26 protein-coding genes are annotated in these 26,481 nt (G+C 56.4%); 18 read left to right on the top strand and 8 right to left on the bottom strand.

Annotation, left to right across the window (positions count from 1 at the left end; all coding sequences use genetic code 11):
* The first annotated feature begins 2 nt into the window (after positions 1-2).
* Together GOV90_RS17080 and GOV90_RS17075 are read left to right on the top strand one after the other, a co-directional pair.
* Entirely contained in the window at positions 3-1,421 is a 1,419-nt protein-coding gene (locus tag GOV90_RS17080; protein WP_171095312.1) for an MmgE/PrpD family protein, read from the top strand.
* The gene (locus tag GOV90_RS17075; RefSeq protein WP_171095310.1) at positions 1,418-2,281 is read left to right on the top strand and encodes a CoA ester lyase; all 864 of its coding nucleotides are present in this window, start codon (positions 1,418-1,420) and stop codon (positions 2,279-2,281) included. The genes GOV90_RS17080 and GOV90_RS17075 overlap by 4 nt, the downstream gene beginning before the upstream one ends.
* A 20-nt stretch (positions 2,282-2,301) precedes the next feature.
* On the opposite strand, the gene GOV90_RS17070 is transcribed toward GOV90_RS17075, so the two are convergent.
* Together GOV90_RS17070 and GOV90_RS17065 are read right to left on the bottom strand one after the other, a co-directional pair.
* A complete protein-coding gene (locus GOV90_RS17070) occupies positions 2,302-3,177 on the bottom strand; it encodes an amidohydrolase (protein WP_171095308.1) in 876 nt (291 codons plus the stop codon).
* A complete protein-coding gene (locus tag GOV90_RS17065; protein ID WP_171095306.1) occupies positions 3,174-4,178 on the bottom strand; it encodes an ester cyclase in 1,005 nt (334 codons plus the stop codon). Before GOV90_RS17065 ends, GOV90_RS17070 begins: the two co-directional genes overlap by 4 nt.
* A gap of 113 nt (positions 4,179-4,291) precedes the next feature.
* Between GOV90_RS17065 and GOV90_RS17060 the strand changes: the two genes are divergently transcribed.
* From GOV90_RS17060 to GOV90_RS16995, 14 genes are all read left to right on the top strand, one after another.
* Complete coding sequence (locus tag GOV90_RS17060; protein WP_171095304.1) at positions 4,292-5,338, top strand: ABC transporter ATP-binding protein; 1,047 nt, start codon at positions 4,292-4,294, stop codon at positions 5,336-5,338.
* Between the two features lie 94 nt (positions 5,339-5,432).
* Entirely contained in the window at positions 5,433-6,677 is a 1,245-nt protein-coding gene (locus tag GOV90_RS17055) for an ABC transporter substrate-binding protein (protein WP_171095302.1), read from the top strand.
* A 69-nt stretch (positions 6,678-6,746) separates the two neighbouring features.
* Positions 6,747-7,778: a carbohydrate ABC transporter permease gene (locus GOV90_RS17050; protein ID WP_171095300.1), complete on the top strand. Its 1,032-nt coding sequence runs from the start codon at positions 6,747-6,749 to the stop codon at positions 7,776-7,778.
* 10 nt (positions 7,779-7,788) lie between these two features.
* Positions 7,789-8,670, top strand: coding sequence for a carbohydrate ABC transporter permease (locus tag GOV90_RS17045; protein ID WP_171095298.1), 882 nt, complete (start codon positions 7,789-7,791; stop codon positions 8,668-8,670).
* A gap of 137 nt (positions 8,671-8,807) precedes the next feature.
* Positions 8,808-9,338, top strand: a complete 531-nt coding sequence (locus GOV90_RS17040; RefSeq protein WP_171095296.1) for an ester cyclase — start codon at positions 8,808-8,810, stop codon at positions 9,336-9,338.
* A gap of 13 nt (positions 9,339-9,351) precedes the next feature.
* Positions 9,352-10,683, top strand: a complete 1,332-nt coding sequence (gene hisD / locus GOV90_RS17035; protein WP_171095294.1) for a histidinol dehydrogenase — start codon at positions 9,352-9,354, stop codon at positions 10,681-10,683.
* Positions 10,680-11,732: an ester cyclase gene (locus GOV90_RS17030; RefSeq protein WP_171095292.1), complete on the top strand. Its 1,053-nt coding sequence runs from the start codon at positions 10,680-10,682 to the stop codon at positions 11,730-11,732. The genes hisD and GOV90_RS17030 overlap by 4 nt, the downstream gene beginning before the upstream one ends.
* Before the next feature lies 1 nt (position 11,733).
* Entirely contained in the window at positions 11,734-12,501 is a 768-nt protein-coding gene (locus GOV90_RS17025) for an SDR family NAD(P)-dependent oxidoreductase (RefSeq protein ID WP_171095289.1), read from the top strand.
* On the top strand, positions 12,501-13,520 hold the full coding sequence (locus GOV90_RS17020) for a LacI family DNA-binding transcriptional regulator (protein WP_171095287.1): 1,020 nt from the start codon (positions 12,501-12,503) through the stop codon (positions 13,518-13,520). Before GOV90_RS17025 ends, GOV90_RS17020 begins: the two co-directional genes overlap by 1 nt.
* A complete protein-coding gene (locus GOV90_RS17015; RefSeq protein ID WP_171095285.1) occupies positions 13,517-14,506 on the top strand; it encodes an ester cyclase in 990 nt (329 codons plus the stop codon). Before GOV90_RS17020 ends, GOV90_RS17015 begins: the two co-directional genes overlap by 4 nt.
* 155 nt (positions 14,507-14,661) lie before the next feature.
* Positions 14,662-15,624 (top strand): cupin, encoded by a 963-nt coding sequence (locus tag GOV90_RS17010; protein ID WP_171095283.1) that lies wholly within the window; start codon positions 14,662-14,664, stop codon positions 15,622-15,624.
* An 18-nt stretch (positions 15,625-15,642) separates the two neighbouring features.
* Positions 15,643-16,770 carry a cobalamin-independent methionine synthase II family protein gene (locus tag GOV90_RS17005; RefSeq protein ID WP_171095282.1) on the top strand — a complete coding sequence of 376 codons (1,128 nt, stop codon included), beginning with the start codon at positions 15,643-15,645 and terminating at the stop codon, positions 16,768-16,770.
* Positions 16,767-17,462 carry an alpha/beta fold hydrolase gene (locus GOV90_RS17000; protein WP_171172872.1) on the top strand — a complete coding sequence of 232 codons (696 nt, stop codon included), beginning with the start codon at positions 16,767-16,769 and terminating at the stop codon, positions 17,460-17,462. The genes GOV90_RS17005 and GOV90_RS17000 overlap by 4 nt, the downstream gene beginning before the upstream one ends.
* Positions 17,459-18,154: an RraA family protein gene (locus tag GOV90_RS16995; protein ID WP_171095278.1), complete on the top strand. Its 696-nt coding sequence runs from the start codon at positions 17,459-17,461 to the stop codon at positions 18,152-18,154. The genes GOV90_RS17000 and GOV90_RS16995 overlap by 4 nt, the downstream gene beginning before the upstream one ends.
* Positions 18,155-18,348: 194 nt before the next feature.
* On the opposite strand, the gene GOV90_RS16990 is transcribed toward GOV90_RS16995, so the two are convergent.
* From GOV90_RS16990 to GOV90_RS16965, 6 genes are all read right to left on the bottom strand, one after another.
* On the bottom strand, positions 18,349-19,476 hold the full coding sequence (locus GOV90_RS16990) for an aminotransferase (RefSeq protein WP_171095276.1): 1,128 nt from the start codon (positions 19,474-19,476) through the stop codon (positions 18,349-18,351).
* Positions 19,477-19,677: 201 nt separating this feature from the next.
* The gene (locus GOV90_RS16985; RefSeq protein ID WP_171095274.1) at positions 19,678-20,466 is read right to left on the bottom strand and encodes an inositol monophosphatase family protein; all 789 of its coding nucleotides are present in this window, start codon (positions 20,464-20,466) and stop codon (positions 19,678-19,680) included.
* A gap of 1 nt (position 20,467) precedes the next feature.
* Complete coding sequence (locus GOV90_RS16980) at positions 20,468-21,271, bottom strand: ABC transporter permease (RefSeq protein WP_171095272.1); 804 nt, start codon at positions 21,269-21,271, stop codon at positions 20,468-20,470.
* Complete coding sequence (locus GOV90_RS16975; RefSeq protein WP_171095270.1) at positions 21,268-22,104, bottom strand: ABC transporter permease; 837 nt, start codon at positions 22,102-22,104, stop codon at positions 21,268-21,270. The genes GOV90_RS16980 and GOV90_RS16975 overlap by 4 nt, the downstream gene beginning before the upstream one ends.
* Positions 22,105-22,178: 74 nt before the next feature.
* A complete protein-coding gene (locus tag GOV90_RS16970; RefSeq protein WP_171095269.1) occupies positions 22,179-23,321 on the bottom strand; it encodes an extracellular solute-binding protein in 1,143 nt (380 codons plus the stop codon).
* A gap of 17 nt (positions 23,322-23,338) precedes the next feature.
* Positions 23,339-24,511: an ABC transporter ATP-binding protein gene (locus GOV90_RS16965; RefSeq protein ID WP_171095267.1), complete on the bottom strand. Its 1,173-nt coding sequence runs from the start codon at positions 24,509-24,511 to the stop codon at positions 23,339-23,341.
* Positions 24,512-24,654: 143 nt separating this feature from the next.
* Between GOV90_RS16965 and GOV90_RS16960 the strand changes: the two genes are divergently transcribed.
* Positions 24,655-25,668 carry a LacI family DNA-binding transcriptional regulator gene (locus GOV90_RS16960; RefSeq protein ID WP_171095265.1) on the top strand — a complete coding sequence of 338 codons (1,014 nt, stop codon included), beginning with the start codon at positions 24,655-24,657 and terminating at the stop codon, positions 25,666-25,668.
* Positions 25,669-25,670: 2 nt separating this feature from the next.
* Positions 25,671-26,204: a 2'-5' RNA ligase family protein gene (locus GOV90_RS16955; RefSeq protein ID WP_171095263.1), complete on the top strand. Its 534-nt coding sequence runs from the start codon at positions 25,671-25,673 to the stop codon at positions 26,202-26,204.
* Positions 26,205-26,481 lie beyond the last annotated feature (277 nt).

Genomic DNA, 26,481 nt, shown 5'->3' with positions numbered 1-26,481 from the left:
CAATGCAATTGAAACTCGACGCAGATCAATCCATGGCAAAACCAAATGTGCTGAACTTCTCGGAGCGCCTTGCGGACTGGGCAACGCAGTCCGACCTTTGCGTTGACGCCGAGGTGAGAGAACAGGCGCGTTTCACGCTGATCGACACATTGTCCTGTATGGTTTTGGGCGCGACAGAGCGTCAGGCCATTGCGGCATCGGATGCAATGCTTTTTGGCCTGAGACAGGGGTCAGTTCCGCCGGTTGGTGGCGGTGAGATGCTGTCGATAACCGGTGCGGCGCTGGCCAATGGCGCACGTGCAGCGGCGCTGGACTTCGATGACTACGAACTATCCGGGTCCAGTCACGCAAGCGCGCCGGTTCTGAGTGCTTTGCTGAGCCTTGCGCACAAGGTGCCGATGACAATTGACGAAATGAATGACGCCTGGATCGTGGGGTATGAGACCATCATCTGGATGGGCAAAGCGCTGGGATATGGTCACTACGACATCGGGTGGCACTCGACATCCACATTGGGCCCGATCGGGACAGCTGCCGCAGTGTCCAAGGCACTTGGGCTGTCGGCGCGGCAAATGTCTAATGCAATGGCGCTTGCGGTGTCGTCTTCTTCCGGGTTGCTGACACAGATCGGCTATGACGCCAAAGCGCTTCATACCGGATTGGCGGCGGAAGCTGGGCTGCGGGCGGCGCTTTTGGGTCGCGCAGACGCAACTGGAAACTGTAATCTGTGGGATTCCGAGTTTGGGTTTACAAAGGTTTACGGTACGCCGGAATCCATTGGTTTTCGTGAAATGATGAAGACGATGGAACTGGGCCAGGCTGTTCAACAGTACCCGGTTATCCGAAAGCTGTGGCCGAGCTGCGCCTATACACAGCGCCCAATTTACGGTGCGATTGAGCTGAGCCGGCAGGTCAAACACCCAAGCGAAATCGCTTCTGTCAAAATCCGCATGCCCGCGCCGTTCCATCGCGTTGCAGGCTTTGGTGTGCCGGACAACGACGCCGAGGCCCGCTTTTCGGTGCGGTACTGCATCGCCGTTGGTTTGCTGGAAGGCCGTGTTGTCCCCGGCGACTTTGAGCCAGACGGATTCAACGATCCTCAGCGCCGGGAACTGACAGCTTCGATCAAGCTGGATCTGTACGATCTGCCGAAAGGTGACACTGGTGACATCGGTCCGACAACCCCGGAAACGATCACAGTCGAACTCAAAGACGGTCAAGTGATCAGCCATGAAATGACTTTTGTTCCTGGCGGTGCGTCCATGCCCATGACCAAAGCCGACTTAATGCAAAAGGTGCGTGCCTGCGGCTGCTCGGTCGAATTGGCACAGGCATATCTGGCGGCACATGGCGATACGCCTTTGTTGGACACCGGATTGCTTGGTCAGGTGGCGCCCCCAATGATGGCGCGCGCGGGATGAAAAACAGCTCTCTCAGGTCGCTTCTCTATATCCCCGGGCATGTTGAAGCCCTCGTCCCCAAAGCTGCAAGGACGGAAGCTGATGTTATAATCCTTGATCTTGAAGATGCAGTGCCGCAGTCCGAAAAGGAGAATGGGCGACAAAGGCTTCGCGGTGCGACGACCGTATTGCGGAATAAAGGCAAATCGGTAGCGGTCAGGATAAACAACGACGACGCGCTGCTCGAGGATGACCTGTCCGCAGCGATTGCGGCGGGGATCGATTACTTGATACTGCCAAAAGTCGAAAATCCTGAATTTGTTCAAAAAGTTGCCGATTTCGTTCGTTCCGAGGGGTGTGATGATGTGTCCCTGATAGGGTTGATCGAAAGCCCGGTGGGGTTACTCAATGCGTCGATGATTGCTGCAGCACATGAGCGATTGATCGCGTTGAGTCTCGGGACGGAAGACTTTTGCCTGGAGATGGGCATGGAGCCCGAATGGGACGGTCTGCTTTATCCGAGCCAACAGATCGTGACAGCAGCACGGGCGACCGGCAAAATCCCTTTGGGCTATGCTGGCAGCATCGCGCAGTATCACGACATTCCCGCCTTCAGCACGACAGTGGAAAGATCTGCCAAATTGGGGTTTGAGGGCGGTTTTGCAATCCACCCTTCGCAAGTGTCACCTTTGAATGCTGCGTTTACCCCGTCGGAAAACGCTGTTGCTCAGGCGCGGAAGATTGTCGCCGCATACGAAAAATCCCTGGCTGAAGGTCGTGGTGCCGTTTCGCTCGACAACAAGATGATCGATTTGCCGATCGTTGAAAAAGCTTGGCGCGTCCTTGAGGCGGGATCTCGGTTTTCTGACCGTTTCGCATGAACTTATGCAGTTCTTCGGTGTCAGAGCTGATAAAACCGCTTTGCTGTTTCACGAAACACTGCCGACTTGGCCTCTTGCGGGATTAATTCTGCATATGCCTTCATGAGGGTTGCGTAGTCGCTGTACAGACTGTCGACCGGAAAATTCGAACCATACATGGTTCGGTGCGCGCCGAATTGGTCAAGGCATGTCTCGACAATCGGGCGGATGCTTTGGGTTGACCAATGATGGTCAAACATGCCCAGACCCGAGAGTTTACAGGCCACGTGCGGCAAATCTGACAGTGTTCGCAGATTTTTGGCCCACTCACTTAACCCCTCAGAGCTGCGGTCATGGGGTGATCCAGCGTGGCAAAGCGCAACTTGCGTGTCCGGCGCTTTGGCCAACACACGAGCGGTTTTCTCGTAGAGTTCGGGGATCAGTTGCAAGTCAAAGCTTAACCCTCGTCGCCCGGCCTCTTGCAAACCGGTCAGAAAGCGGGGGTCGTCCAACAGGGCGTTGGTGCCGGTTTGCGCATCCTCTCCAGGCGCGCGGCCAACGATCTGGCGCACGCCACGTACTGTGCTGAGGTGCTGGAACGTATCCAATTGGTCCATCAGATCCGGCGCGGTCAGGTCGCAAAAGACCACTTGTGCCATGGGCCAGTTGGGGTTGGCGTCCGCCACCGATTGAACCCACCTAGCTTCGGCCATCCCGTCTTCGGCCCCCACCTGAATATGGACCGATGCGCGAATGCCCTGAGCTTGGGCATCTGCGCTGAACTCGCTCAAAAGGTAGTTCCGCTGAATGGGAGACGGGTCTCCAAAAAACCGCTCAACGCCTTTGGCCATCAGCCACGGGTAGTGAACGGCGTTTAGATCCCAAAGGTGATGATGCGCGTCTATCCAGCCAGTCATGTGCGCGGTACCTGTTGCATACGTCCCAGAATGTCTACGCCTTGCTGTTTCCAGAAATGCAGCAAGTCAATGAAAATCCAGTTTTCAGCCAGCTTGTCACCCGCGCGGCGGTAAATGTCTATCACCCTGAATTCTCCGGCCTTGTCTGCGGCGGGCATCCCCATGAAGCCTCCGGTAGGGCGGGCGGTGAAATTGGGCCAGCCGAAGAAGCCACCATAATGCCCCTCGGCCATGCGGCAGAGATGTTTGGTCTTTGACCGGTCGGTGAAACCGGCGCGGAACGGCCCTGCATGTTGCTTGGCGTAGCGCTCAATCGTGTAGGTCGCGCCGATCCCTGTGGGTCCCCACCACAACATATCTTCGCACCATGTGCGACGCAGTTCATCCTCAAGGCTCAGCCCGCTGTTCCACTGACCCAGATCCGAGATCATCGCGTTGATCGCCGCCAGAGTCTGTTCGCCTTCCTCTGGGGGTTGGGGATCAAACATCAGCCCGTCATGAGTCATCGGTCCGGGCTGTACCAGTTGCGCAGCGGTTTGCGGCGGGAAGGGTTGCAGCCCGGCTTGCAGCATCAGATGTGGAATATCGAAATACATCGCTGTTTCGGTGATCTTGCCGTCTTCCACACGGTTGAATTCGCAATAGCGAAAGAAAGACAACTTGCCGGTTGGCGCGATACCCAACCAAGGTGTATCGAACAAGCCCATCAGATGTCCCATCGACACCACCCAAACAGACGAGAAATCGTCCATTTCGTTGGCGCCTGCCATGAAGACATCCTGCCGCCTTTGTAATTGCGTCAGCGATGCGCGCAGGGGCGTCCAGAAGGTATCTGCAACGGCCTGAGGCCCGCGTATCTCGTCAAACGGATGAAACCCGCGCCAGATGTGATTCGAGCTGTAGTACTCTGACAGAACCTTGTGTTCCGCTCCTGTTTCGGAGCGGTCCAGTTGCTCATAAAACTCTTTGATTACTTGCTTTTCTGCCGAGAACCCGGACATCGAGTAACGCCTTTCTGCATACGATTGCAAAAAAACCTTGCCAAAATGACGCAGTTAAGTCTACCGTATTTGCAAGCGTATGCAAAAAATTTCCAATCCAACGGGAGAAGCGGATGGCCGAGATTCAATTGCGCAATGTTGGCAAGCGATGGGGTTCGTTTGTCGGCGTCGACAATTTCGATCTGACCATAGCTGACAAGGAGTTCCTGGTTCTGCTGGGTCCCTCAGGCTGCGGCAAAACCACAACGATGCGGATGATCGCGGGCCTGGAAGATGCCAGTGAAGGCGACATCATGATCGACGGCGTGCGCGTCAACGAAATGGAGCCGAAAGACCGCGATGTGGCGATGGTGTTCCAGTCTTACGCGCTCTATCCGAACATGAACGTGTACGAGAACATCCGCTTCCCGCTACGGGTACGCGGTATCGATCCTGCAACGCATGATGATAAGGTGCGCCGTGCCTCGGCAATGGTCGAACTGGACGACTTCCTGCATCGCAAACCAGCGGAACTGTCGGGCGGGCAGCGCCAGCGCGTTGCTTTGGCGCGCGCCATTGTGCGTGAGCCGAACGTCTTTTTGATGGACGAACCACTGTCCAACCTTGACGCGAAACTGCGGGTTTCAACTCGGGCGCAGATCAAGAACCTCAGCCATGAACTGGCAGTGACAACCATCTACGTGACACACGACCAGATCGAGGCAATGACGCTGGCAGATCGCGTTGTGGTGATGAAAAGCGGTGTCGTTCAGCAGGTCGGCAGCCCGACCGAAATCTACGACACCCCGGCCAATACATTTGTGGCCAGCTTTATCGGCAACCCGGCCATGAACCTGATGGAAGGCCAAGTCCGCAACGGCACGTTTGTCGCCGACCACGTGGAGATTCCGAATATCACTGCGCCTGATGGTCCCCTGACACTTGGGTTCCGCGCTGAAGATGCGACGCTGGCGGCGGAAGGGCAGGGGCAGATCAACGCTCCGATCTACACGCAGGAACTGCTGGGCGATGCGACGATGATTTCGGTTCGTGTCGGAGGCGCATTGGTATCCGTGAAGGCAGACAAGAACTTCCGGGCAGAGATCGACGATATGGTTTCCATTTCGGTTCCCACCGAAATTTGCCACCTGTTTGATGGCACGTCTGGACAACGGATCTGAAGAAAGCCCCGCCAAACCACCGGGAGCAACCCCGGGAATCTAACCCATGCGCGTAAGGGGCGCGCATCACTTTTCAAAGAAACAGGGAGATGAGATGTTTCTGAAAAATCTAGCTACCGCAACCGCCTTTGTGGGTCTGATGGGTACGGCTGCCTATGCGGCCAACTGTGGTCCCGAAGGTCAATCCATTCGCATTCTGGCCAGTGACTTCCCGGCCATCCACGCTGTCGCAGGTACTGCCGAGAGCAACTGTGCCGCCGGTGCGTCTGAGTTTTCCACCAACCACACGACCGAAGCCCGTCAGATCATGAACGCGGCCCTGACGCCGAACCCGGCTGAGTATTCCTCGGTGATTTTGGCAAACGCGACGCTGACTCAGCTGATGAATGACGGTCTGGTCCGCCCGCTGAACGATCTGGTTGAGAAATACGGCGAAAACATCTCGCCCAACCTGCTGATCACCATCGACGGCAACGTCATGGCCGTAGCGTTCATGGCCAACTCGCAACACCTGTTCTCGCGCAAGGACATTCTTGAGCAGGCAGGTTTCGAAGGCATCCCTGCCACGTACGAAGAGGTTCTGGAAGCCGCAGCCATGATCCGCGAAGCGGGTATCATGGAGCACCCGATTGTGATGAACCTGCAAACCGGCTGGAACGTCGGTGAGGTGTTCAACATGATCTATCTGGGTCATGGCGGTGAGTTCTTCGAGCCCGGTTCGGCGGAACCGGCGGTCAACAACGAAAAGGGCCTTGCTGCTCTGGAAGTCATGAAATCGCTGGCCGAGTATGCCCATCCTGACCACCTGACCCACGCCTCGAACGAGACGCAGGGCCTGTGGGAATCCGGTCAGGCGGCACTGGGTGTCATGTGGGGTTCGCGCGGTTCGCCAATCCTGGACGATGAAGGTTCGACCGAAGAAGTGACATCGAACACGGTTCTGTCTGCGGCGCCGACCGTTGGTGGTGGCTCGATCCCTTCGGCCACGCTGTGGTGGGATGGCATCGCGATCTCGTCCAACGTATCGGATGAAGAAGCCGAAGCCACCTTTGCGGCTCTGGTCAGTGCCCTGACACCGGACATGGTTGCAGCCAACAATGACGACGCCGTTTGGCTGCTGGATGGCTTCCAGCCCGGACCGGCTGCGGCAGGTGTTGCGCAAACCGCTCAGGGTGGTGCCAAGCCCTATCCGATGATCCCGCAGATGGGCCTGCTGCACGCAGCGCTGGGCGCGGAACTGGCGGACTTCCTGAAGGGTGACGAAAGCGCAGAACAAGCGCTGGCCGATGTAGAGGCCGCCTACAGAACATCCGCAAAAGAAGCTGGTTTCCTCCAGTAATTCTGCCGGAACCGAGGGGGCTGTTCAGGCCCCCTCACACAACTCGGACTTCAGATCGGGACGAACGCCATGAAGCACCGCACCTTTTTCTGGTTCATTCTGCCGACGCTTTCCGCGATGATTTTGTTCATCGCCCTGCCTATCGTCTCGGTCTTTATTCAGTCGCTGTTTGTTGCGCACGAACAAGTTCTGGTCGTGTCTGAAAGCTGCGGCCCGTTCGGTTGTACGCCGACAACGTCGGTAGACCTTGAAGCAACGGCCAAGCTGCAAGAGGAACGGCCGCTGGGTCAGTTCAATGGTTTAGGAACTTACACCAACCGCTCGCATCTGGCTTTTGCAGAAGTAGGCGAGGCTTGGGCAAGCTCGGCTTCGATGGGTGAGTTTTTTTCGAAGGTCTACAACCTTCCGTTCTATAGCGCGCTGACCTTTACGCTGGTCTACACGGCGATTGTGACCCCACTGGTTCTGATTCTGGGGATGGCGATTGCTGTTGGGGTGAACAACCTGCCCAATATGCTGAAGGGGTTGGCGATCTTCATCTCGCTGTTGCCCTTCCTCGTTACACCGCTTGTCGGCTCGTTGATCCTGTTCTGGATGGTCGACAGTGATGGTGTGATTGGGGCCACGATTCAACGAATATTCAACGATCCATCCCTCAGTCTGAAAGCATCAACTGGTCTGACCTGGATCATGCTTATGTTCTACGGGGTTTGGCACACACTGCCGTTTAGCTTCATCACCTTTTATGCCGGATTACAGACCGTGCCCGAGGATACGATGGAGGCTGCGCAGATCGATGGCGCCACGAAATGGCAACGGATGATCCACGTTATCGTTCCCCATCTGGCCCCGCTGGTGTCCTTTGTGACCCTGATGATGATCATGGACAACTTCCGCGTCTTCGAACCGATCGTCAGCTTCAAGGCCGAGGCGCATGCCCAGTCGCTTAGCTGGATTATCTTCAACGACCTGCGCGAAAGCGGCAATCCGCTTTATGGTTCTGCCGGTGCGACCTCGCTGATTACCATTATTCTGGTGGTCATCCTCATGACGCCGGTGCTGATCCGTACCTGGCGCGACTTCACCCGTAAATCTCACTAGAGGACACGACATGGCGACCAAAGCACAATCTCGCATGACCCCGCTCAAGCTGTTCTCATATGCTTTCGTGGCATTGTGGCTGATCATTGCGGCGTTCCCGTTCTTCTGGACCTTTTGGGGCAGTTTCAAGGTGCAGGCCGACTTCTTGTCAAAGGCCGACTGGATGAACGCCCTGACCGGGACCAATACAATCGAACAAACCGGCAGCGCCTTTACCGGTGCGGGCTATTACGGTGCCTGGGTACTGGAAGATTTCTGGTTCAACTTCAGGAACACCGGCATCGTTGTGTTCTTTACCGTGGTCATCTCGCTGACCTTCGGTACGTTGGGCGGTTACGCTTTGGCCCGATCTGGTTTCCGTTATGCTTTCTGGATCCTTATGGCGGCGCTGGTGTTCCGCGCGATGCCGCATATCACGCTGGTCTCGGGCTATCTGCTGCCGTTTTTCGAGTGGAATGTCTGGGGTATTCTGCCCACAACGATCATCGTGCTTGTGGCGATCAACCAGCCGTTCACGCTGTGGATGCTGCATTCTTTCTTCAAGAACATCCCCAAGGACATGGACGAAAGCGCCATGGTCGATGGCTGCACACGTTTCCAGGCTTTCTGGCATGTGATCGTACCGGTCATGTGGCCCGGCGTGATCACCACCGGACTGTTCAGCTTCCTGCTGGCGTATAACGACTTTACTGTGGCTGCGATGTTGCTGAGCGAAGACAATGAGACCATCATTCCCGCCATCAACAGCTTCATGGGCACCACACAGGTCGAAGGTAAGATCATGTACGCGGTTGCTGCCGTGGTTTCGACCACTGGGCCGCTGTTCGTCCTGATCCTGTTCTTCCAGCGCCAGATTGTCAGTGGTCTGACAGCCGGTGCGGTCAAAGGCTGATGAGTGCATCTGCAAGACATAACGCGGTTGCGCGCCACCCGGCGCTCAACCGGATGCCAAGAGATTTTCTGACGCGCGGCTGACGTCCCTCTGCCAAACAGATCATCTCATTTGAATACGATTAAAGGACTGAAAACATGAAGGGTTCACGCCCCGAACAAGCCGTGCTGACCAAAGACACGGATATGAGCAAAACCGAAGAAACGCGCGCCGTCATCGAAGGGATGGTTGACGGGCTGAATGACCACCGCATCGATGACATCGGTGAGTTTTTCGCGCAGGGTTTCCGCTGGATGGGCAACCAGGGCTGCGGCACCAAGACCGGACTGAATGAATTCCAGGACAATTGGCAACGCCCGTTTCAGGCGGCGTTTTCCGACAAGACCTGCATTGATGAGGCGCGCCTTTACATGGGTGAATGGGCTGCGGCCTTTGGTCGTCAGGAAGCCACCCATTCGGGTGAGTTTCTGGGCATTCCCGCCACCGGCAAGCGGGTCGAGATTCGGTACATGGATTTCTGGAAAGTGGTTGACGGCAAAATCGTCGACAACTGGGTAAATGTCGACTTCGCCCATGTTGCAGCGCAGCTCGGCGTCGATCTGTTCCAGGGGAACGGATGGGAAGCATTTGACCGGGGCGAGAAAACTCCGCCTCGGCCCGCAAACTGAGGATTAGGACAAAATGGCTATCGAATACCTGAAACGTGGCAAGCCCGAGGCTGACAGGGCCGAGGATGACGCCAAGACCCGCGCTGTCGTTGAGGCGACCTTGAAGGACATCGAAGCGCGCGGCGATGCGGCCGTGCGTGAACTTTCTGAGAAGTTCGACAATTACTCACCCGAAAGCTATCGGCTGAGCCAGCAGCAGATCGATGATCTGATTGCTTCGCTGTCGGATCGCGAGCTGGCCGATATCAAGTTCGCACAGGAACAAGTGACAAATTTCGCCCAAGCGCAGCGCGACTCCATGCTGGACATCGAGGTCGAGACGATGCCCGGCGTGATCCTGGGCCACAAGAACATACCGGTTCAGTCGGTGGGTTGTTATGTGCCCGGCGGCAAGTTCCCGATGGTGGCCTCGGCGCATATGTCGGTGGCAACAGCGAAAGTGGCGGGTGTACCGCGCATCATCGCCTGCACACCTCCGTTCAATGGCGCGCCCAACGCTGCTGTGATCGCGGCGATGCATCTGGGTGGCGCGCATGAGATTTATGTGATGGGCGGTATTCAGGCCGTGGGCGCTATGGCCATCGGCACCGAAACCATCGACCCGGTTCATATGCTTGTCGGTCCCGGCAATGCTTTTGTCGCCGAAGCCAAACGCCAGTTGTTTGGCCGTGTTGGTATCGATCTGTTCGCTGGTCCGACCGAGACCATGGTCATTGCAGATGAATCCGCGGCTGACGCCGAACTGTGCGCCACTGACCTGCTGGGTCAGGCCGAGCACGGTTATAACAGCCCCTGCGTTTTGCTGACCAACTCGCGTAAACTGGCCGAGGATACCTTGACCGAGATCGAGCGCATTCTGGGCATTCTGCCGACTTCGGGCACCGCGCGGGTCAGCTGGGATGAATACGGCGAAGTGATAGTCTGCGACACCTATGACGAGATGCTGCAGGTTGCTGACGATATCGCCTCGGAACACGTTCAGGTCATGACCGACCGCGACGACTGGTTCCTTGAGAATATGACTTGTTATGGCGCGCTGTTCCTGGGTCCGCGTACAAATGTGGCCAATGGCGACAAGGTGATCGGGACCAACCACACGTTGCCCACCAAAAAGGCCGGTCGCTATACCGGCGGTCTGTGGGTTGGCAAGTTCCTGAAAACACACAGCTATCAGAAAGTTCTGACGGATGAGGCCGCAACGATGATCGGCGAATATGGCTCGCGTCTGTGCATGCTTGAAGGCTTTGTCGGCCATGCCGAGCAATGCAATATCCGTGTGCGTCGCTATGGCGGCATCAATGTTCCTTACGGTGAGGGTGCGCCGTACCGGGAGGCCGCGGAATGAGCGACGTACATTCAGCAAACAAAGCGCTGATCGAGCCGCTTCGGGCGGCGATGTATGACTTTGAAGAAACCGGGGTACGCGCAGCGCTGGAAGCGCTGATTTCCCCGGATGCGGTGGTGCATATGTGCCACCCCTTTGGTGACCTGACTGGCCCGGTCGAGTTGTATGATCAATGCTACGCACCGCTGCTGGCCTCGATGCCGGATTTGGAGCGGCGTGACTGGATCGTCATGGGAGGGCGTACCGAGCATGGCGGTGACTGGATCGGTTGCGGCGGCCATTACTATGGCACCTTCGTAGCACCTTGGCTGGATATTCCGCCAACAGGCCATCTGACTCATATGCGGTACCACGAATTCTACCGATTTGAAGATGGCAAGGTGGTCGAGATCCAGACGATCTGGGATATTCCAGAAGTCATGATTCAGGCCAATGCCTGGCCGATGGCACCGTCGCTTGGGCTTGAATTCTGTATTCCGGGCCCTGCGACACATGACGGCCTTGTGCCGGGGCCCTGGGACGAGGCGAAGTCGCAGGCGTCCTGTGAGCACATCGTGACAATGCTGGCACATCTCAAGAAGCACCCCACTCAGGGTGGTCCGGAAGTGATGGAGATGCCAAAGTTCTGGCACGAGCGCATGAATTGGTACGGGCCAGCCGCAATCGGTACGGGGCGGGGAATTTCCGGGTTCCGCAACTGGCACCAAATTCCGTTTCTGAACGGAATGCCGGATCGTGGTCAGTATCTCGACGAGATTCAGTATCACTTCTTCGGTGACGGTGAATATGCAGCTGTGACCGGTTGGCCCGATATGATCCAGACTGTAACTCATGATGGTTGGATGGGCATTGCGCCGTCAGGCAAACGGATCTCCATGCGCAGCTTGGACTTCTGGCGTCTTGAGAACGGCAAGATCCGCGAAAACTGGGTCACCGTCGATATTCTGGATGCCTACAGGCAACTGGGTGTCGACGTGTTTGCCCGTCTGCGCGAGTTCAACAAAGCGCGGGTTCCTGGGTCGATCTCGTTCCCGGTCGGGGATGTCTGATATGGCGCAACTCCCCAGTACGCCCAGCTTCAACCTCGGCGGCAAGCGCGCTTTGGTTGCGGGGGCATCGTCCGGCATCGGCATGGCTTGTGCCGTGGCGCTGGCGGAACATGGGGCTGAGGTTACTCTTGCAGCGCGTCGGACGGGCGCGCTGCAAGAGATCGCGTCCGAGATGTCTGCGCGCGGCTGGTCGGCCAAGGTGCTGGAACTGGATGTATCCGATGTTGATGCCACCGCTGCAGCCGTGGCGGAAAACGGTCCGTTCGAGATCCTTTTGAACTCGGCCGGGCTGGCCCGTCATGGCAAGGCGATTGACACGTCGGCACCGGATTTCGATGCGGTGATGAATGTCAATGTACGCGGTGCCTATTTCCTGACTCAGGCCGTGGCAAAGGGGTTGCTCGACGCAGGGCGCCCTGGCTCGTTGATCAATATCTCAAGTCAGATGGGGCATGTGGGCGGGCGCGAACGTGCTGTCTATTGTGCCTCAAAATTTGCAGTTGAAGGCTTCACCAAGGCCATGGCGCTTGAATTCGGTTCCGCAAAAATCCGGGTCAACACTATATGCCCGACATTTATTCTGACCGATCTGACACGTTCGACCTTCGACGACCCGGATAAGCGCGCTTGGATTCTGGACAAGATCAAGTTAGGCCGCCCTGGTGAGATTGAAGATATCATGGGCGCGGTGGTCTATCTGGCCTCGGATGCTTCAGCACTGGTAACAGGCACTTCGATGTTGGTGGATGGAGGCTGGACAGCGGACTGATGGGAACTCAGAAGGTCACATCATTGGACGTGGCACGGCGGGCAGGGGTAAGCCAATCCGCTGTCAGCCGTGTGTTTACGCCCGGTGCGTCGGCCTCGGAAAAGACCATCGCCAAGGTGCGCAAGGCCGCGGATGAGCTTGGGTATCGTCCGAATGTTCTGGCGCGTGCGGTGGTCTCTGGCAAAAGCCGGATCATCGGCCTTGTGGTCTCGTATCTGGACAACCAGTTTTATCCCGAAGCTTTGGAAAAGCTGACCAATCTACTACAGGAACGTGGCTATCACGTGATGATCTTCATGGCACCGCAAGCGACAGTCAACGTCGACAAGGTGGTGTCTGAAATACTGGACTTTCAGGTTGATGGTATCATTGCGGCCTCGGTCACTCTGTCCTCTGAATTATCAGATCGGTGCCGCGCGGCGGGGGTGCCAATGGTGCTGTTCAACCGGGCGCAGGACGACCCGGCCATGTCTGCAGTCACGTCAGATAACATTGCAGGTGGGCGCAAGGTGGCTGAGTTCCTGCTGGCTGCGGGCCATAAGAAAATCGGCTACATCGCAGGTTGGGAAGGTACTTCGACCCAACGTGACCGCGAGGCAGGTTTTGTCCGGGCGTTGCGTGACGCAGGTGTCGAACTGCATGCGCGCGAGATTGGTAACTTTGTAACCGAACAGGCGCAGGCAGCGACGCGGCGCATGTTCGCCTCGGATCCGCCCGATGCGCTGTTTGTGGCCAATGATCACATGGCGATTGCGGTGATGGATACGCTGCGCTTTGAATTGGGCGTCAAGGTGCCAGACGACGTATCTGTCGTTGGATATGACGATGTCTCGGTGGCCGCTTGGCCAACTTACGACCTGACAACCGTACGCCAGCCAGCCAATCGTATGGTGAGCGAAACGGTGGAAATTCTGCTCAGCAAAATCGATGACCCGGATGTTGGTCCGCGCCGGTTAGAGATTGATGGGCCTTTGATTGTTCGCGGCTCGGCCCGCATACCTGAAGGATGGAAGACATGAAGGGATTTGATCCCAAATTCAAAGATTTCCCCGACTATATCATCGGGATCACAAAGGAAATCTGGGAAGATCGCGGCATTGCAACGCTGCATCACTACTACTCGCCGGACATCGTTGTACGCTCGCCCGCTTCGGTGGTGCTGGGTAACCAGAACGTCATAGGGGCAACGATGGCAACTCTGGCCGAATTCCCCGACCGGCAGTTGCTGGGCGAGGATGTGATCTGGTCCGGTACTTCGGAAGAGGGGATGCTGAGCTCGCACCGCATCATCTCGACCGCGACGCATCTGGCCGATGGTGTCTATGGCAAGGCGACAGGCAAGCAACTGCGCTATCGGATTCTGGCCGACTGCCATGCCATCGACAATCAGATCAACGATGAATGGCTGATCCGCGACCAAGGTGCCATCGTGCGCCAAATGGGCTGGGATCCCAAGGAATATGCTGCTGATCTGATCGCGCGTGAGGGCGGGCCGGAAAATTGCGTCAAACCGCTGACGCCTGCGACGGACCAGCCCGGCCCCTACAAGGGCAAAGGCAACGACAATGAATGGGGTCAGCGCTATGCTGACATCCTGACCCGGATCATGAGCGCCGATATGGGCGTGATCGAGGCCGAATATGACCGCGCTGTACAATCCGAATATGTGGGCGGCGTCACCGGCCACGGCTGGGACTCGGTGGATCGGTTCTGGATGGGCCTGCGCGCCAGCTTCCCCAATGCCGAGTTCAAGATCGAACACCAGATCGGGCGAGACGATCCCAACATGGCCCCGCGCGCGGCTGTGCGGTGGAGCCTGCATGGCAAGCATGACGGCTGGGGCGTGTTCGGCGTTCCGACCGGGGCTGAGGTGTATGTGCTGGGCATCAGCCACGGTGAGTTTGGCCAGTTGATCAGCGGCCAGCTGCAGTTGCGCCGCGAATACACCCTGTTTGACGAAACATCGGTCTGGAAACAGATCCTGTTGCAGACCGGCGGCAAGTAACATGTGTCGCCGTATCTCAAATCTGGATGCGGGGCAGGCGATGCGGCGGTACCACGCCCATCGTGCCAGCCTGCGCGCCCGGCGGCTGAACAACCGCCCGCCGGGGTTTGGGGTTTGATCCGTTCAAACCTCAACCCAAGCAAAGGAATACAGATATGAGTACCATTCAAAGCCGCATCGTCCGTTACGGAGAGCTGCAACCCTGCAAAACCGCTTTCATCGATGCCCACACACCCGGGTCGGACCAGAAAGAGAACTTTACCATCGTCGGCGGTGGTGTCTCGGAAAGCCCGGACCAGCACGTCCACATCACCGACAAGATCGGGTTCAACATTGGCGCGGCGGGGCAACCGCCGAAATGCCGCAACTCTTTGCACAGCCACACCACGGCCGAGGTGTTCTTTGTTGCCAAAGGTCGCTGGCGTTTCTTCTGGGGCCGGTATGGTACTGCTGGTGAGTTCATCGCTGAAGAGGGTGACATCTTCAACATCCCCACCGGCATCTTCCGCGGCTTCGAAAACGTTGGTCAGGACTACGGCATGATCATGTCGATCCTTGGTGGTGACGACGCGGGTGGTGGCGTGACATGGGCACCTCAGGTTATTGAAGACGCTCAAGCCCATGGCCTGATGCTGGGCAACAATGGCGTGCTTTATGACAGCAAGAAGGGTGAAGAGCTGCCGCACAATGTGCAGCCCATGCCCTTGCTGACCGAAGTGGAACTGAAAGCCTATCCCGAGGTTCCGGTTCAGGATGTGGTCGGTAAATACGTTGCCCGCTATTGGGACCTGATGGCGCTGTCGGCAAACAAGCCTGCTGTTGTGATCGGTGAAAACGGCCTGATCAAGGACAAGCCGGGCTTCGAGGTTGATTTCCTGACCCGTGGCTCAGCTGTGAACGATCGTGTCAAAGCAGAAAAACCGGTGGTTCTGATGCCCGCAAGTGGCCATTGGCGGATCGAGATCAACGATGTTGTGACCACATTGTCCAACGGCGATACCGCAGTGGTAATGCCGGGCGAAAGCTACAGCGCTCAACCCTCGATGACCGGTCAGGCCGGGCTCTACCGTATCACCGCAACCGATGATCCGGCGGGTGCAACCTGGACTGGTAACTAACACAGACGGAGACCCCGCATGACCAAAATTCTTACTTCACATGTGGGGTCTCTGCCCCGAACTCAGGACGTTGTGGACTTTATCTTCGCGCGCGAGAACAACGAGGCTTACGACGCCGCTGCTTTTGACGCTTGCATGACAGAAGCGGTTTCCGAAACCGTGCGTAAGCAGGTTGAGGCTGGCGTCGATATTGTCAGTGATGGCGAAACCTCAAAGATTTCCTATGCCACCTACGTCAAGGACCGCTACACGGGGTTTTCCGGTGACAGCCCGCGTAACGCGCCAGCTGATCTGAAAATGTTTCCCAGTTTTTTGGAACGCCTCGCTAATGACGGTGGTACGCCGCAATATGCAAGACCCATGTGTACGGGCGAGGTCCGCTCGAAAGGTCAGGGCGAGCTTGAGAAAGATATTGCCAACCTCAAAGCTGCCATGGCTCAACATGGTGCTGAGCGCGGGTTCATGAACGCAGCCTCACCCGGTGTGATTTCCTTGTTCCTTCAAAACGACTTCTATCCCAAGCGTGAAGCTTATCTTGCGGCGCTGGCGGATGCGATGAAAGAAGAATACGAAACCATCGTGGCCTCTGGTCTGGACCTGCAATTGGACTGCCCCGATCTGGCCTTGTCGCGCCACATGCTGTTCACCGATCTGTCCGATGACGAGTTCCTCAAGATCGCCGATATGCATGTAGAGGCTCTGAACCATGCCTTGCAAAACGTACCGCAGGATCGCGTGCGCGTGCATATTTGCTGGGGCAACTACGAAGGGCCGCATTGTTGCGATATCGGAATGGACAAGGTGTTCACCACACTAATGGCAACCAAAGCCCGCTATATTTTGTTCGAGACCTCAAACCCGCGTCACGCCCACGAATGGACCGTGTTCCGCGACCGCAAGGCTGAGATCCCGGACGACAAGGTTCTGGTGCCCGGTGTCGTCGACACCACCACCAATTTCGTCGAGCATCCCGAATTGGTGGCCCAGCGGATTGAGCGTTTCACGGACATCGTGGGGGCAGATCGTGTGATTGCCGGCAGTGACTGCGGCTTTGGCACCTTTGCCGGTTTTGGGGCCGTGGACCCTCAGATCGCCTACGCCAAACTGGCTTCGCTGTCCGAAGGGGCTAAGCTGGCTTCGGCATGACACCATTGATCCTTTTACCGGGCATGATGTGCGATGCCCGGCTCTTTGGTCCCCAAATCGAGGCGTTGTCGGGTAAGATGCCGGTCATGACCTTTCCGCTGCATCAGCATGACAGCGTCGAGGCCCTGGCTGCTGAAATTCTGGCCCACGCACCGCCCGCCTTTGCGCTTGCCGGGCTGTCGATGGGCGGGATCGTGGCGATGGAAGTGTTGCGACAAGCGCCTGCGCGCACCCAAAAGCTGGCGCTTATGGACACCAACCCCTTGGCGGAAACGCCCGAGGTCAAAGCCCGCCGTGCCCCTCAGATCGAGGCCGTAAAGAATGGTAAGCTGCGAAACGTGATGCGGGACGAGATGAAGCCGAATTATTTGGCAGATGGCCCTCATCAGGGGGCGATACTTGACCTGTGCATGGCAATGGCCACTGATCAGGGGCCCGAGGCATTTCTGCGCCAGTCCCACGCTTTGATGAACCGCCCGGACCAACGCCAGACCCTATCTGCCTATTCCGGAAAAACTCTGGTTCTCTGCGGCAGGGAAGATGGTCTTTGCCCGGTCGAGCGGCATCAGTTGATGCATGATCTGCTGCCAAACAGCGTGTTTGAGATCATCGAAGAAGCCGGGCATTTGCCCACATTGGAACAACCAAACAAAACCACGGCGGCGTTGATCCGCTGGTTGGAGGACACATGACACCGTCACTTTTGTCACTGCTCCGCAAAGTGGATACGCCCACTGTCTGCAACGCCATTGAGGTGGCGCAAGGCAAGCGCGGGTTCAACGGCTTTACCCGCGGCACCATGCTGTGCTCGGCTCCGGACGAACCAGCCATTGTCGGCTATGCCCGCACAGCCAAGATTGCAGCGGTCAATCCGCCAACCGAACCCGCCGATGTCATCAAGGCGCGCCGAATGGCCTATTACAAGTACATGGCCGAAGGGCCCGCGCCTTCGGTCGCAGTGGTTGAGGATTTGGATTTCCCCGACTGCATCGGTGCCTATTGGGGAGAGATCAACACTACGGTCCACAAGGGATTTGGCATGTCGGGGGCATTGACCAACGGCGTGATGCGGGATCTGGGGGACGTGCCCGAAGGATTCCCCGTTGTTGCTGGGTCTGTTGGCCCAAGCCACGGCTTTGTCCATGTCCGCGAGATTGACACGCCTGTCACGACTTTTAGCCTAACGGTCAATCCCGGTGACTTGATCCATGCGGATCGGCACGGTGCGTTGGTGGTTCCCGAAGACGTCGTTGACCAACTTGAGGTCGCAATCCAGAAACTGCTGACCACGGAACGTATCGTCCTGGACGCTGCCGCGCAGCCGGGATTTGATTTTGATGCCTTCTCGGTCGCTTGGTCTGAGTTCGAGAAAGCTCGCACCTGAAGACGTGTGACTCAACTGGATCGAGCCTGCGGATTCTGGTTCCAGCATAAAATTGTGGTTGCCGGTCGATAGATTACAATCCGGCCGTCACAACTTCGTTGAACAGTCCAAAACCGCAATGCGGTTCGTCTCTTATCGCCAGAGGGACAACATGTCTGAGTGCGCAGGGTATCGAGCGATTTCTAACCCGTATTTTACGCTACACTGTGGCGCGCCAAAAAGCCCGACAGCTTTTTCAGCCCGGCTTTAAGATCCGATGTCGGATTGGTATAGCCAAGGCGAAGCCAGCCCTCCATGTCCATCGCGCTGCCTGGTGTCAGCATCACGCCTTCTTCTTTCAAAAGCATCACGCAAAGATCACGTGACGATATAGGCAAATCATACTTTAGCAATGCCGTGGTGCCTGATTTTGGCGGCACCCAGCTCAGCAGTGGTTCATTTGCCATCCAGTCTTCGACGATCTTCAGGTTCTCTCGCGTGATCCGTTGTGCGCGCGCCAAAATTTTATCGCGGTTTTCAAGCGCAATGGCCGCGAGCATTTCGTCAACCTGACCGACCGAAATGGTGTTGTAGTCACGGTGGATCATCACATCATGAAGCATGTCTTTGGGCCCCGCGATCCAGCCGACTCGCAACCCGGCCAACGAATATGCTTTGGACATACCCGCCGTGCTGATCCCTTTTTCGTAAAGATCGGCCACGGCCGCCGTAAAGCCATCACCGGTCTGGTCGGTGCCGCGATAGACTTCATCGCACAAAAGCCATGCATCAACGCTGCGCGCGATTTCGACGATTTGTTCCAGCAAGGCACGGTCCATCAAAGCGCCGGTCGGGTTGTTCGGATTGTTGATCGCAATCAACCGCGTGTTGGGTCGAACCATCGCGCGCAACTTGTCGAGATCGGGCAGAAACGCGTTTTCTGGGTTCAGATGCAACAGCTCTACTTCCGCTCCGATGCTTTCGGGGATCGAGTAATGCTGCTGATAGGTCGGGATCACCGAAATCACGTGATCCCCGCCCGCAACCAGCGTTTGATGCACCAAAGAGTTGGCACCGATGGTTCCATGGGTCGTCAGGATATTTTCACGAGTCTGGTTTTCGTACAGCCCACTGATGGCATCGCGCAAACGGTCCGAACCTTCGATTGCGCCATAGGTCATCTTCATGGCGGACAGATCGTTCAGAATGCTGTTGTGTTGGCCCGCCATCTCAAAGAGCTCACCCAGTGTAATAGACTCGACGCAGGTTTCAGCCAGATTTAGTTCGCACTTGGTTTCGAACTCGTTCATCCACATTTCGACACCGAAAGGCCTGATATCCATGGGTCTCTCCTATCGTCTCAGTAAAGCCGAAGCCGCGACATTGATGGCGCGTGCCACCATGGTATCTTCCAGACTCGGGTCAATGGAAAGTAGGAACACAAGATTTTTGCTCGGCTTCGTCTCTGAGACACCAAGCCGACAGAATTGACCTTTCAGATGAACAAGCCGTCGGCTCAAGAATTCAAAACAGAGCTGTCGGGATTAAGTTTGACAATGCCCGCTGACTTTTTCGCGAAACAAAAGGTGCATGCCCTTACCGCTCGCCAAAATTTGGCTGCCTTGCGTTAAAAACTCGTCCAGGGGTTCGCAGTCGATCTGCCCTCCGGCCTCCTGGATCATCGGAATGGCGGCAAAAGCATCCCAGGGGTTCAAATGGGCCTCATAGTAACCTTCAGCCTGACCGGTGGCCACGGCCAGCAAGCTGATCGCAGCAGAGCCGTTGCGGCGGTATTCTATACCTGCACCCAGCAAAGCCTCGATCAACTGAGTATGTTCTGTAAATGGTCGGCGGGTCGACCAGCCCAACATCAATTGAGAACGGGTTGGTTCAGCGCAAGTGGAAACACTCAGGCGTTTTTCGTTCAGCCACGCACCACCCCCGACAGACGCCCAGGCCAACATGTTCAGGTCTGGCGCGCAGATGACACCAAGCGGTATGTTTTGGCCGTCATAAAACGCTATGCAAACGCCCCAGTCACGATGCCCGCGCATGAAATTGGCGGTCCCGTCAATCGGGTCCACAACCCAAAACGCATTGCCCGACCCGGATACGCCGTCCTCTTCACCCAACATGGCGTCGTCTGGCCAGCTTTCCGCGATGCGTTGACGTATCAGGTCTTCGACCGCGCGATCCGCGAAGGTGACAAAATCCTGTGGGCCTTTCTCGGCGATGAATTCAGCACCGCGCTCGTCGCGAAGACGCACAGCCAGCGCAGCGGCGTCTTGGGCCAAAGACTTGGCGAAGGCCAGCCGGTTCTCGACATCGGTCATGTCAGCTTCCCACCTTGGCCAAAACGTCCGATTTCAGAAACCGTTCGATGAACAACATGAATCCAACCGATGGGACCAACAGAATGAGCGCAGTGATTGAGGCGATTTGATAGTTCCCCTCCATTGATGCTGTGAACAACAGCAAGGGCATCGTCGTAATGTCCGGCACGCCAACAAAGTACGTTCCGGTGAACTCGTCCAGCGAGATCAGGAATACGAAGATTGCACTGGCCATCAGTCCGGGAAGGGCAAGCGGTAAGGTGACAGTGCGGAACACCGTGAAGGGTGACGCCCCCATATTTGCAGCGGCTTCCTCAAGCTCTCGATCCACGGCGGCAAACGCAGCGGTGGCGATCCAAACCGAAAACACCAGCCCTTGGATCGTATGAACCAGAACCACGCCGACATAAGTGCCATTCAGGCCCAGCCCATAGAATATGCGCGCGATGTTCATGTGTACGGCGATGGATGGAAAGGCTTGTGGCAACAGGAACAACAACAGGAAGAATGTCCGCCATGGCAGGCTGCCGCGCCCCAACGCCAGCCCCGCCGGGATAGCAACCACCAGAGACGCCAGCACAGTAAACAGAGCGATCAGAACCGAGCTATAGAGCGATTCCATTGCGTTGCCCTGAGGACGGAACACACGTTCCCAGAAGGAAAAGCCGTAGCTTTGCGGGAGTTTCGCCGGAAAATACCACGTCTCGGCGACGGACCAGATCAGCATGTTGGTGATCGGTCCAAAGATGGCAAAGGCCAGCAGGGCCAACAGCACGGCTGTGAGGGTTGTGCGAAGAATGGTCATGCGGGCTTCCCTCCTTCACGGACGCCTTGACGCAGGTAGACCCAGGCAATCACGGCCGTCATTGCGTATGAAATAAAGCCCAACGCGTTTGCCACGCCATAGTCGGAATAGGCGTTGATGCGCCATGCCATGTCCACCGTGATCATCGTGGGCGTCTGTGCGTTGATCATTAGCGGCACGGACAAAACGGACATCATCACGACGTACGACAGGATCAGCCCGACCATGAGTGTTGTGCCCACTTGCGGCACCACAATTTCAAACAGAATTCTAAGTCGGGATGCGCCCAGATTGCGCGCGGCTTCGATCGTCGAACGATCCAAAGACGCCATCGCGCCTGCAACCAGCAAGGCCACGAAGGGTGTTTGTTTCCACACAAAGGTAATCACGATGCCGCGCCAGTCCAGGTAGCTGACGGCTTGCAAGGGTTCCATCAAACCGGTTGAGACAATGATATTATTCATCATGCCGTTCTTGGCTAGGAAGGTTCGCATCAGCTGTGCGGCAACAACAAACGGAATGAACAATGGCCAGCGATAGAGCCAGCGCAGCACGGCAAGGGCCACGCGGTTTTCGCCCAAGGTCAGATAGCCACCGATGGCAACAGAAAGCAGGCCGATAATCACGGTTGAGATACTGACGATGATCAGGGTGAACAGGACATCGTTGGAATACAAAGCAAAGGCCTTTGTGAAGTTCTGCAGACCCCAACCGCCAAGCTCCTCATCACGGAACGCCCACAACAGGGAGTAGCCCAGAGGGTATAGAAACAGGCAGGCAAGCAATACGATTGCCGGAGCAATCAGGATTAATGAGGCTTTTCGGGTGATCATCGGGGGTCAGTCCAAGAATTTTGAGTGCGGGCCCCATGGGGGAAGGCCCGCACATTGGTTTCCATGAGGGGGATTTAGTTGGAAACCTTTTGCTCGTAGGCTTCGCGGATATCGTCAAAGAACGGACCCAGCGGGAAGGGTTTGCCTTTGGCAGCCAGATCTTCCGGCGTGACATCGGTGAACAGCTTGTTCCAGGTTTCCTGATCCAACGCGCTTTCGACATGCTGAGCGTCGATGCCAGGATACCAGTTGAAGCGCTTGACGATGCCTTCGGCCTGAACTTCGGGGCTGGTGGCCAGGGCGATGAACTTGCGCGCCGCTTCAGCGTTCTCTGCTTTGGCCGGGATCGCGTAGTAATAGGGCTGACCCGGCATGCCGGGCTCGGGCAGCAACAGTTTGAGGTTCGGATTCAGGCGGCCGTCGGCTTGCCATGTGTAGAACATGTCAACCCAAACCGGTCCCATCACGATCTCACCCCGGTTCATCATATCCAGAGTGCCCGCGTTGCCGGGGGTAAAGGTGACGTTTTCGTTGAAAGCTTTCAGGTCGTTCAGGGCCTGGTCCCAGCTGTTTTTCAACTCCGGATCGTAGGGGCCGTTCATCAACTGATCGGTGTTGCCAGCATAAGCATACATCCACGCTGCGGTGAATGCGACGCCCGACATTCCGTTTTTGATGCCGTTATAGCCGAACGCGCCTTTGTTTTCTGCTGTCCAGGTTTTCAGCTCGTCAAAGCTTGCAGGTGGGTTTTGGACCAGATCGGGGTTGTAGGCAATCGCGGTCTGGCTGTGGAACATGGGCATGACATAGCCCTCGACATCGGTGCCCAGAGCGGTCTTGGACGTGTCGCGCGTGGCAAGCTGACCGGTATCGATGTCACCTACGTATTTCTGCAAGAGACCTTCTGTCACCATCTCACCAGATTTCAGCTGGGTCATGACAACGACATCTGTATCCCAAGCTTCGTTTCCGGCCTGTGCCTTGATTTTTTCAAGAATTGCCTGGCTGCCTGCGTTGCCTGGGCCTGTGCCGACAACGTTCACTTCCCAGCCCGGGTTCTGTTCCTCGAACAGCGGGCCGAGATAATCGGTTACGTAATCAACCATGTTCTGACTGCCGCCAGAGGCCACGTTGAGCACGTTTTCGGCCTGCGCTGTGCCTGCGACAGCGACGACTATGGCCGCTGAGGCAAAAAGGTTTGCAATTTTGGAAGTCATGGTGTTTCTCCAGGGTCTCAGAGGTGTTGTGCGGCCGGGGTCGCCGCCTCATGTCCGGTCACGGCTGTCTGGGACTTTGCAGGAAACAGACTTAAGGCCGTGGCCGGTACGCTTACATCGACAACTGCGCCGATGGGCATTTTGTGGGGATTGTCCGCCATGATCCGGGCTTCGCCGACCTGGATTTCGTGGCGATAAACCGATCCCAGATAGGAATGCTGAAGGACCGTTCCGGGCAGTGACAAACAATCATCAGACGCGCCACCCAATCGGGCAGCATCGCTGTGAAACAGAATTTCTACTGGGCCGCTTTGGCTTTCGGGGAAATGGACGCCAGAACGATCCTGACCGGGCACCGGAAGGCGATGGGTTTCGCCATCCAATTTCAGATCAATGGATGAAGGGCCAACCTCGGCGACACCATGCAATGTATTTCCCGCACCCATGAACCGGGCGACATATGGATTGGCGGGCGTGTGAAAGACGTCTTCCGGGGTGCCGACCTGCGCGATCCGTCCTTGGTTCAGGATCACAACGCGGTCTGCCATCGACATAGCTTCTTCGCGGTCGTGGGTGACCAGAACTGTTGTAAGACCAAGTCGCTGTTGCAGGCTCCGGATTTCGTGCCGCATATTCGCGCGGATGCCTGCATCAAGGTTGGACAACGGTTCATCCAGCAGCAAAACCGGTGGGTCTATGGCCAAAGCACGGGCAAGCGCCACACGTTGCCGCTGACCACCCGACAACGCGCCGATCTTGCGATGGATCAGATCACCCAACCCGACTAGCGCGGCCATTTCCTGTACGCGGGATGCAACCTGAGCTTTGCTTTTCTTGCGAAGCCTCAGCCCGTATCCGATGTTTTGCGCCACATTCATGTGCGGCCACAGTGCATAGGATTGGAACATCATCGCCATGCCGCGGTTCTCGGGGGTGGTGTGGCTCATATCCTGCCCATCGACAGAAATCGACCCACCGCGCACTGGAACAAAACCAGCAAGGGCCCGCAGCAACGTTGTCTTGCCACAGCCCGACGCCCCGAGCAGGGCAATGAACTCACCGGCCTTTACGTCAAGGTCGATATTGGAAAGCACATCCTGCTCGGCGTATCCCACCCGAAGGTTGCGCAGCTTGATCTCGGCCCCAAGCGTGGAAGAAGAAGATTCGTAGTCGACCGGAGCAAGGTTCATTTTGCATCTTTCATAATTCTGCTACAAACGTAGTGAACACGTGTTCATGTAACGGTAAGAAATGACACCTTTATGACGCAACCCTAAATTTCAGATATTCGGAAAAGAAGTTCCGGTCCTTCGAGATGAGCCCCGACTGACACATGAATACTGGTAAAGAAATCAAGCCTCGCCGTGTAACGGCAAAACAGGTCGCCGAGGCCGCAGGCGTTTCGCGGTCAGCAGTATCGCGTGCATTCACGCCGGGATCGCCTTTGGATGAGGACAAAAAGAAGAAAATTCTTCAGGTTTCTGAACAGCTTGGCTACCGTCCCAACGCGCTTGCGGCTGGGTTGCAAAGCAGGGGTCGATCTAACCTTGTCGCCATTGTTACAGGTGATCTTGTCAATCACTACGACAGCGAAATTCTGGCAAAACTGATGCGGGGATTACATGCAATGGGCAAGTGGCCCGTTGTACTGGGAGGCTCTGCCGAAACATCCGAAGCCGAAGTTCTCGAAGTGCTGGCGTATCCGCTGGATGCCCTGATTCTGCGAGGGGGCAGTGTGGACGAATCAGTAGCGATCCATTGCGCCAAGTTGAACATTCCCCTGATCGTGTCTGGCCGTGTTATGGACGCCGACAGAGTGGATTGTGTCTGTTGCGACAACGCGCGCGGGGCGGAACTGGCGGTGGCGCGGCTGATCGCCCAGGGTAAAACCCGGTTGGGCTATCTAGGCGGATTGGCGCATTTGTCGTCCGATCAGGAACGGAAGGCAGGCTTTGAGAAAGCTCTTGCCAAGGCAGGTCTGAAACCAGCGGCCGTGAAACACTCTGACTTCAGCTACGAGGGCGGATACGAGTCCCTGACTGAAATTATGAGCAGTGAGGTCGAGTTGGACGGGCTGTTCTGTGCAAATGACGCTATGGCGTTGGGTGCGATTGCTGCGGCCCGGCAACAGTTTGGCATGTCTATCCCTTCTGACCTATCCGTTGTCGGATTTGATGACATCGCGATTGCCCAATGGCCCAATTTTCAGTTGTCGACCATCAGAAACGATATGGATCAGACTGTTTCACAGATATTGCGGCTGCTCACTGAACGCTTGGATCAACCTGAAAAGCCCAGCGAAACCATTCTCATCGAACCGGAATTTATTTCTCGAGGAACGCATTGAATATGAAGGCTAATGTTGCAAGTTTTTCAATCTGGATGCTGCCAGAAGAACCTCTGCTGACTGACTTGAGTAAAAGGATCAAGCGATTTGCTGATGCAAACGGCACGCCCTCGTTTATCCCACATGTAACTCTGGTGGGTGACATCGCGGGGGAAGAGGCAGAACTGAAGGCGACTCTGGGCAAATTCTCAGCGGGTCTTTCCAGCTGCAACCTGACCGTGACCGGGATTGGTGCTGAAAACGTGTTTTTTAAATCGCTTTATCTGGATCTTGCACCTACGGCGGATTTGGTGCGCGAGCAGGAAAAGTTGGCCAGTGCCTTGCCGGCATCCCAGCGTCCCAGGGACTTTCTACCTCATGTAAGTGTGGCTTACGGTCCGATTGCCCCGGAAATCAAATCTGCGGAAGCCCATGTTTATGAAGACATGATTGGAACGCAGATCAGTTTCCGGCGCTTACATTTGGTAAGGTCGAGTCAGAACGTGCCTGTCGAAGACTGGAACATTCTGCAGTCTTTTGATCTTGCATCTATCTAGGGCTCTCGGATCTGGTCTCTTAGGTTACATTCGTTACCGAGAAAACACATTGCTGCGCATGGCTCACTGGTCATTGCCAACTAGGTCTATGAGGACGTATCAATCAATTATGGATTTTGGATCCAAAATCCCATATTGAGGCGATAGTAGGTGAATCACAGAGGCCAGTGTCACGTATCGCGGTTCGTTTGAGCCACTGAAGCGTCCGGAGAACGACTGGGCGACCTGTAAAGTTTCGGCCAACGCGCCCAAAGCACTTTGGCCCCTGACGCATTGA

It is taken from the genome of Ruegeria sp. HKCCA5929, assembly GCF_013034525.1.
In the GTDB taxonomy this organism is placed as follows: Bacteria; Pseudomonadota; Alphaproteobacteria; order Rhodobacterales; family Rhodobacteraceae; genus Ruegeria.
The sequence above is the reverse complement of the archived record's forward strand: the minus strand, read 5'-3'. Positions and strand labels throughout refer to the sequence as shown.

Bases quoted from the DNA above. Each gene is read 5' to 3' on its own strand.
- GOV90_RS17080 (WP_171095312.1), top strand. From the start codon at position 3: ATGCAATTGAAACTCGACGCAGATCAATCCATGGCAAAACCAAATGTG.
- GOV90_RS17075 (WP_171095310.1), top strand. From the start codon at position 1,418: ATGAAAAACAGCTCTCTCAGGTCGCTTCTCTATATCCCCGGGCATGTT.
- GOV90_RS17070 (WP_171095308.1), bottom strand. From the start codon at position 3,177: ATGACTGGCTGGATAGACGCGCATCATCACCTTTGGGATCTAAACGCC.
- GOV90_RS17065 (WP_171095306.1), bottom strand. From the start codon at position 4,178: ATGTCCGGGTTCTCGGCAGAAAAGCAAGTAATCAAAGAGTTTTATGAG.
- GOV90_RS17060 (WP_171095304.1), top strand. From the start codon at position 4,292: ATGGCCGAGATTCAATTGCGCAATGTTGGCAAGCGATGGGGTTCGTTT.
- GOV90_RS17055 (WP_171095302.1), top strand. From the start codon at position 5,433: ATGTTTCTGAAAAATCTAGCTACCGCAACCGCCTTTGTGGGTCTGATG.
- GOV90_RS17050 (WP_171095300.1), top strand. From the start codon at position 6,747: ATGAAGCACCGCACCTTTTTCTGGTTCATTCTGCCGACGCTTTCCGCG.
- GOV90_RS17045 (WP_171095298.1), top strand. From the start codon at position 7,789: ATGGCGACCAAAGCACAATCTCGCATGACCCCGCTCAAGCTGTTCTCA.
- GOV90_RS17040 (WP_171095296.1), top strand. From the start codon at position 8,808: ATGAAGGGTTCACGCCCCGAACAAGCCGTGCTGACCAAAGACACGGAT.
- hisD (WP_171095294.1), top strand. From the start codon at position 9,352: ATGGCTATCGAATACCTGAAACGTGGCAAGCCCGAGGCTGACAGGGCC.
- GOV90_RS17030 (WP_171095292.1), top strand. From the start codon at position 10,680: ATGAGCGACGTACATTCAGCAAACAAAGCGCTGATCGAGCCGCTTCGG.
- GOV90_RS17025 (WP_171095289.1), top strand. From the start codon at position 11,734: ATGGCGCAACTCCCCAGTACGCCCAGCTTCAACCTCGGCGGCAAGCGC.
- GOV90_RS17020 (WP_171095287.1), top strand. From the start codon at position 12,501: ATGGGAACTCAGAAGGTCACATCATTGGACGTGGCACGGCGGGCAGGG.
- GOV90_RS17015 (WP_171095285.1), top strand. From the start codon at position 13,517: ATGAAGGGATTTGATCCCAAATTCAAAGATTTCCCCGACTATATCATC.
- GOV90_RS17010 (WP_171095283.1), top strand. From the start codon at position 14,662: ATGAGTACCATTCAAAGCCGCATCGTCCGTTACGGAGAGCTGCAACCC.
- GOV90_RS17005 (WP_171095282.1), top strand. From the start codon at position 15,643: ATGACCAAAATTCTTACTTCACATGTGGGGTCTCTGCCCCGAACTCAG.
- GOV90_RS17000 (WP_171172872.1), top strand. From the start codon at position 16,767: ATGACACCATTGATCCTTTTACCGGGCATGATGTGCGATGCCCGGCTC.
- GOV90_RS16995 (WP_171095278.1), top strand. From the start codon at position 17,459: ATGACACCGTCACTTTTGTCACTGCTCCGCAAAGTGGATACGCCCACT.
- GOV90_RS16990 (WP_171095276.1), bottom strand. From the start codon at position 19,476: ATGGATATCAGGCCTTTCGGTGTCGAAATGTGGATGAACGAGTTCGAA.
- GOV90_RS16985 (WP_171095274.1), bottom strand. From the start codon at position 20,466: ATGACCGATGTCGAGAACCGGCTGGCCTTCGCCAAGTCTTTGGCCCAA.
- GOV90_RS16980 (WP_171095272.1), bottom strand. From the start codon at position 21,271: ATGACCATTCTTCGCACAACCCTCACAGCCGTGCTGTTGGCCCTGCTG.
- GOV90_RS16975 (WP_171095270.1), bottom strand. From the start codon at position 22,104: ATGATCACCCGAAAAGCCTCATTAATCCTGATTGCTCCGGCAATCGTA.
- GOV90_RS16970 (WP_171095269.1), bottom strand. From the start codon at position 23,321: ATGACTTCCAAAATTGCAAACCTTTTTGCCTCAGCGGCCATAGTCGTC.
- GOV90_RS16965 (WP_171095267.1), bottom strand. From the start codon at position 24,511: ATGAACCTTGCTCCGGTCGACTACGAATCTTCTTCTTCCACGCTTGGG.
- GOV90_RS16960 (WP_171095265.1), top strand. From the start codon at position 24,655: ATGAATACTGGTAAAGAAATCAAGCCTCGCCGTGTAACGGCAAAACAG.
- GOV90_RS16955 (WP_171095263.1), top strand. From the start codon at position 25,671: ATGAAGGCTAATGTTGCAAGTTTTTCAATCTGGATGCTGCCAGAAGAA.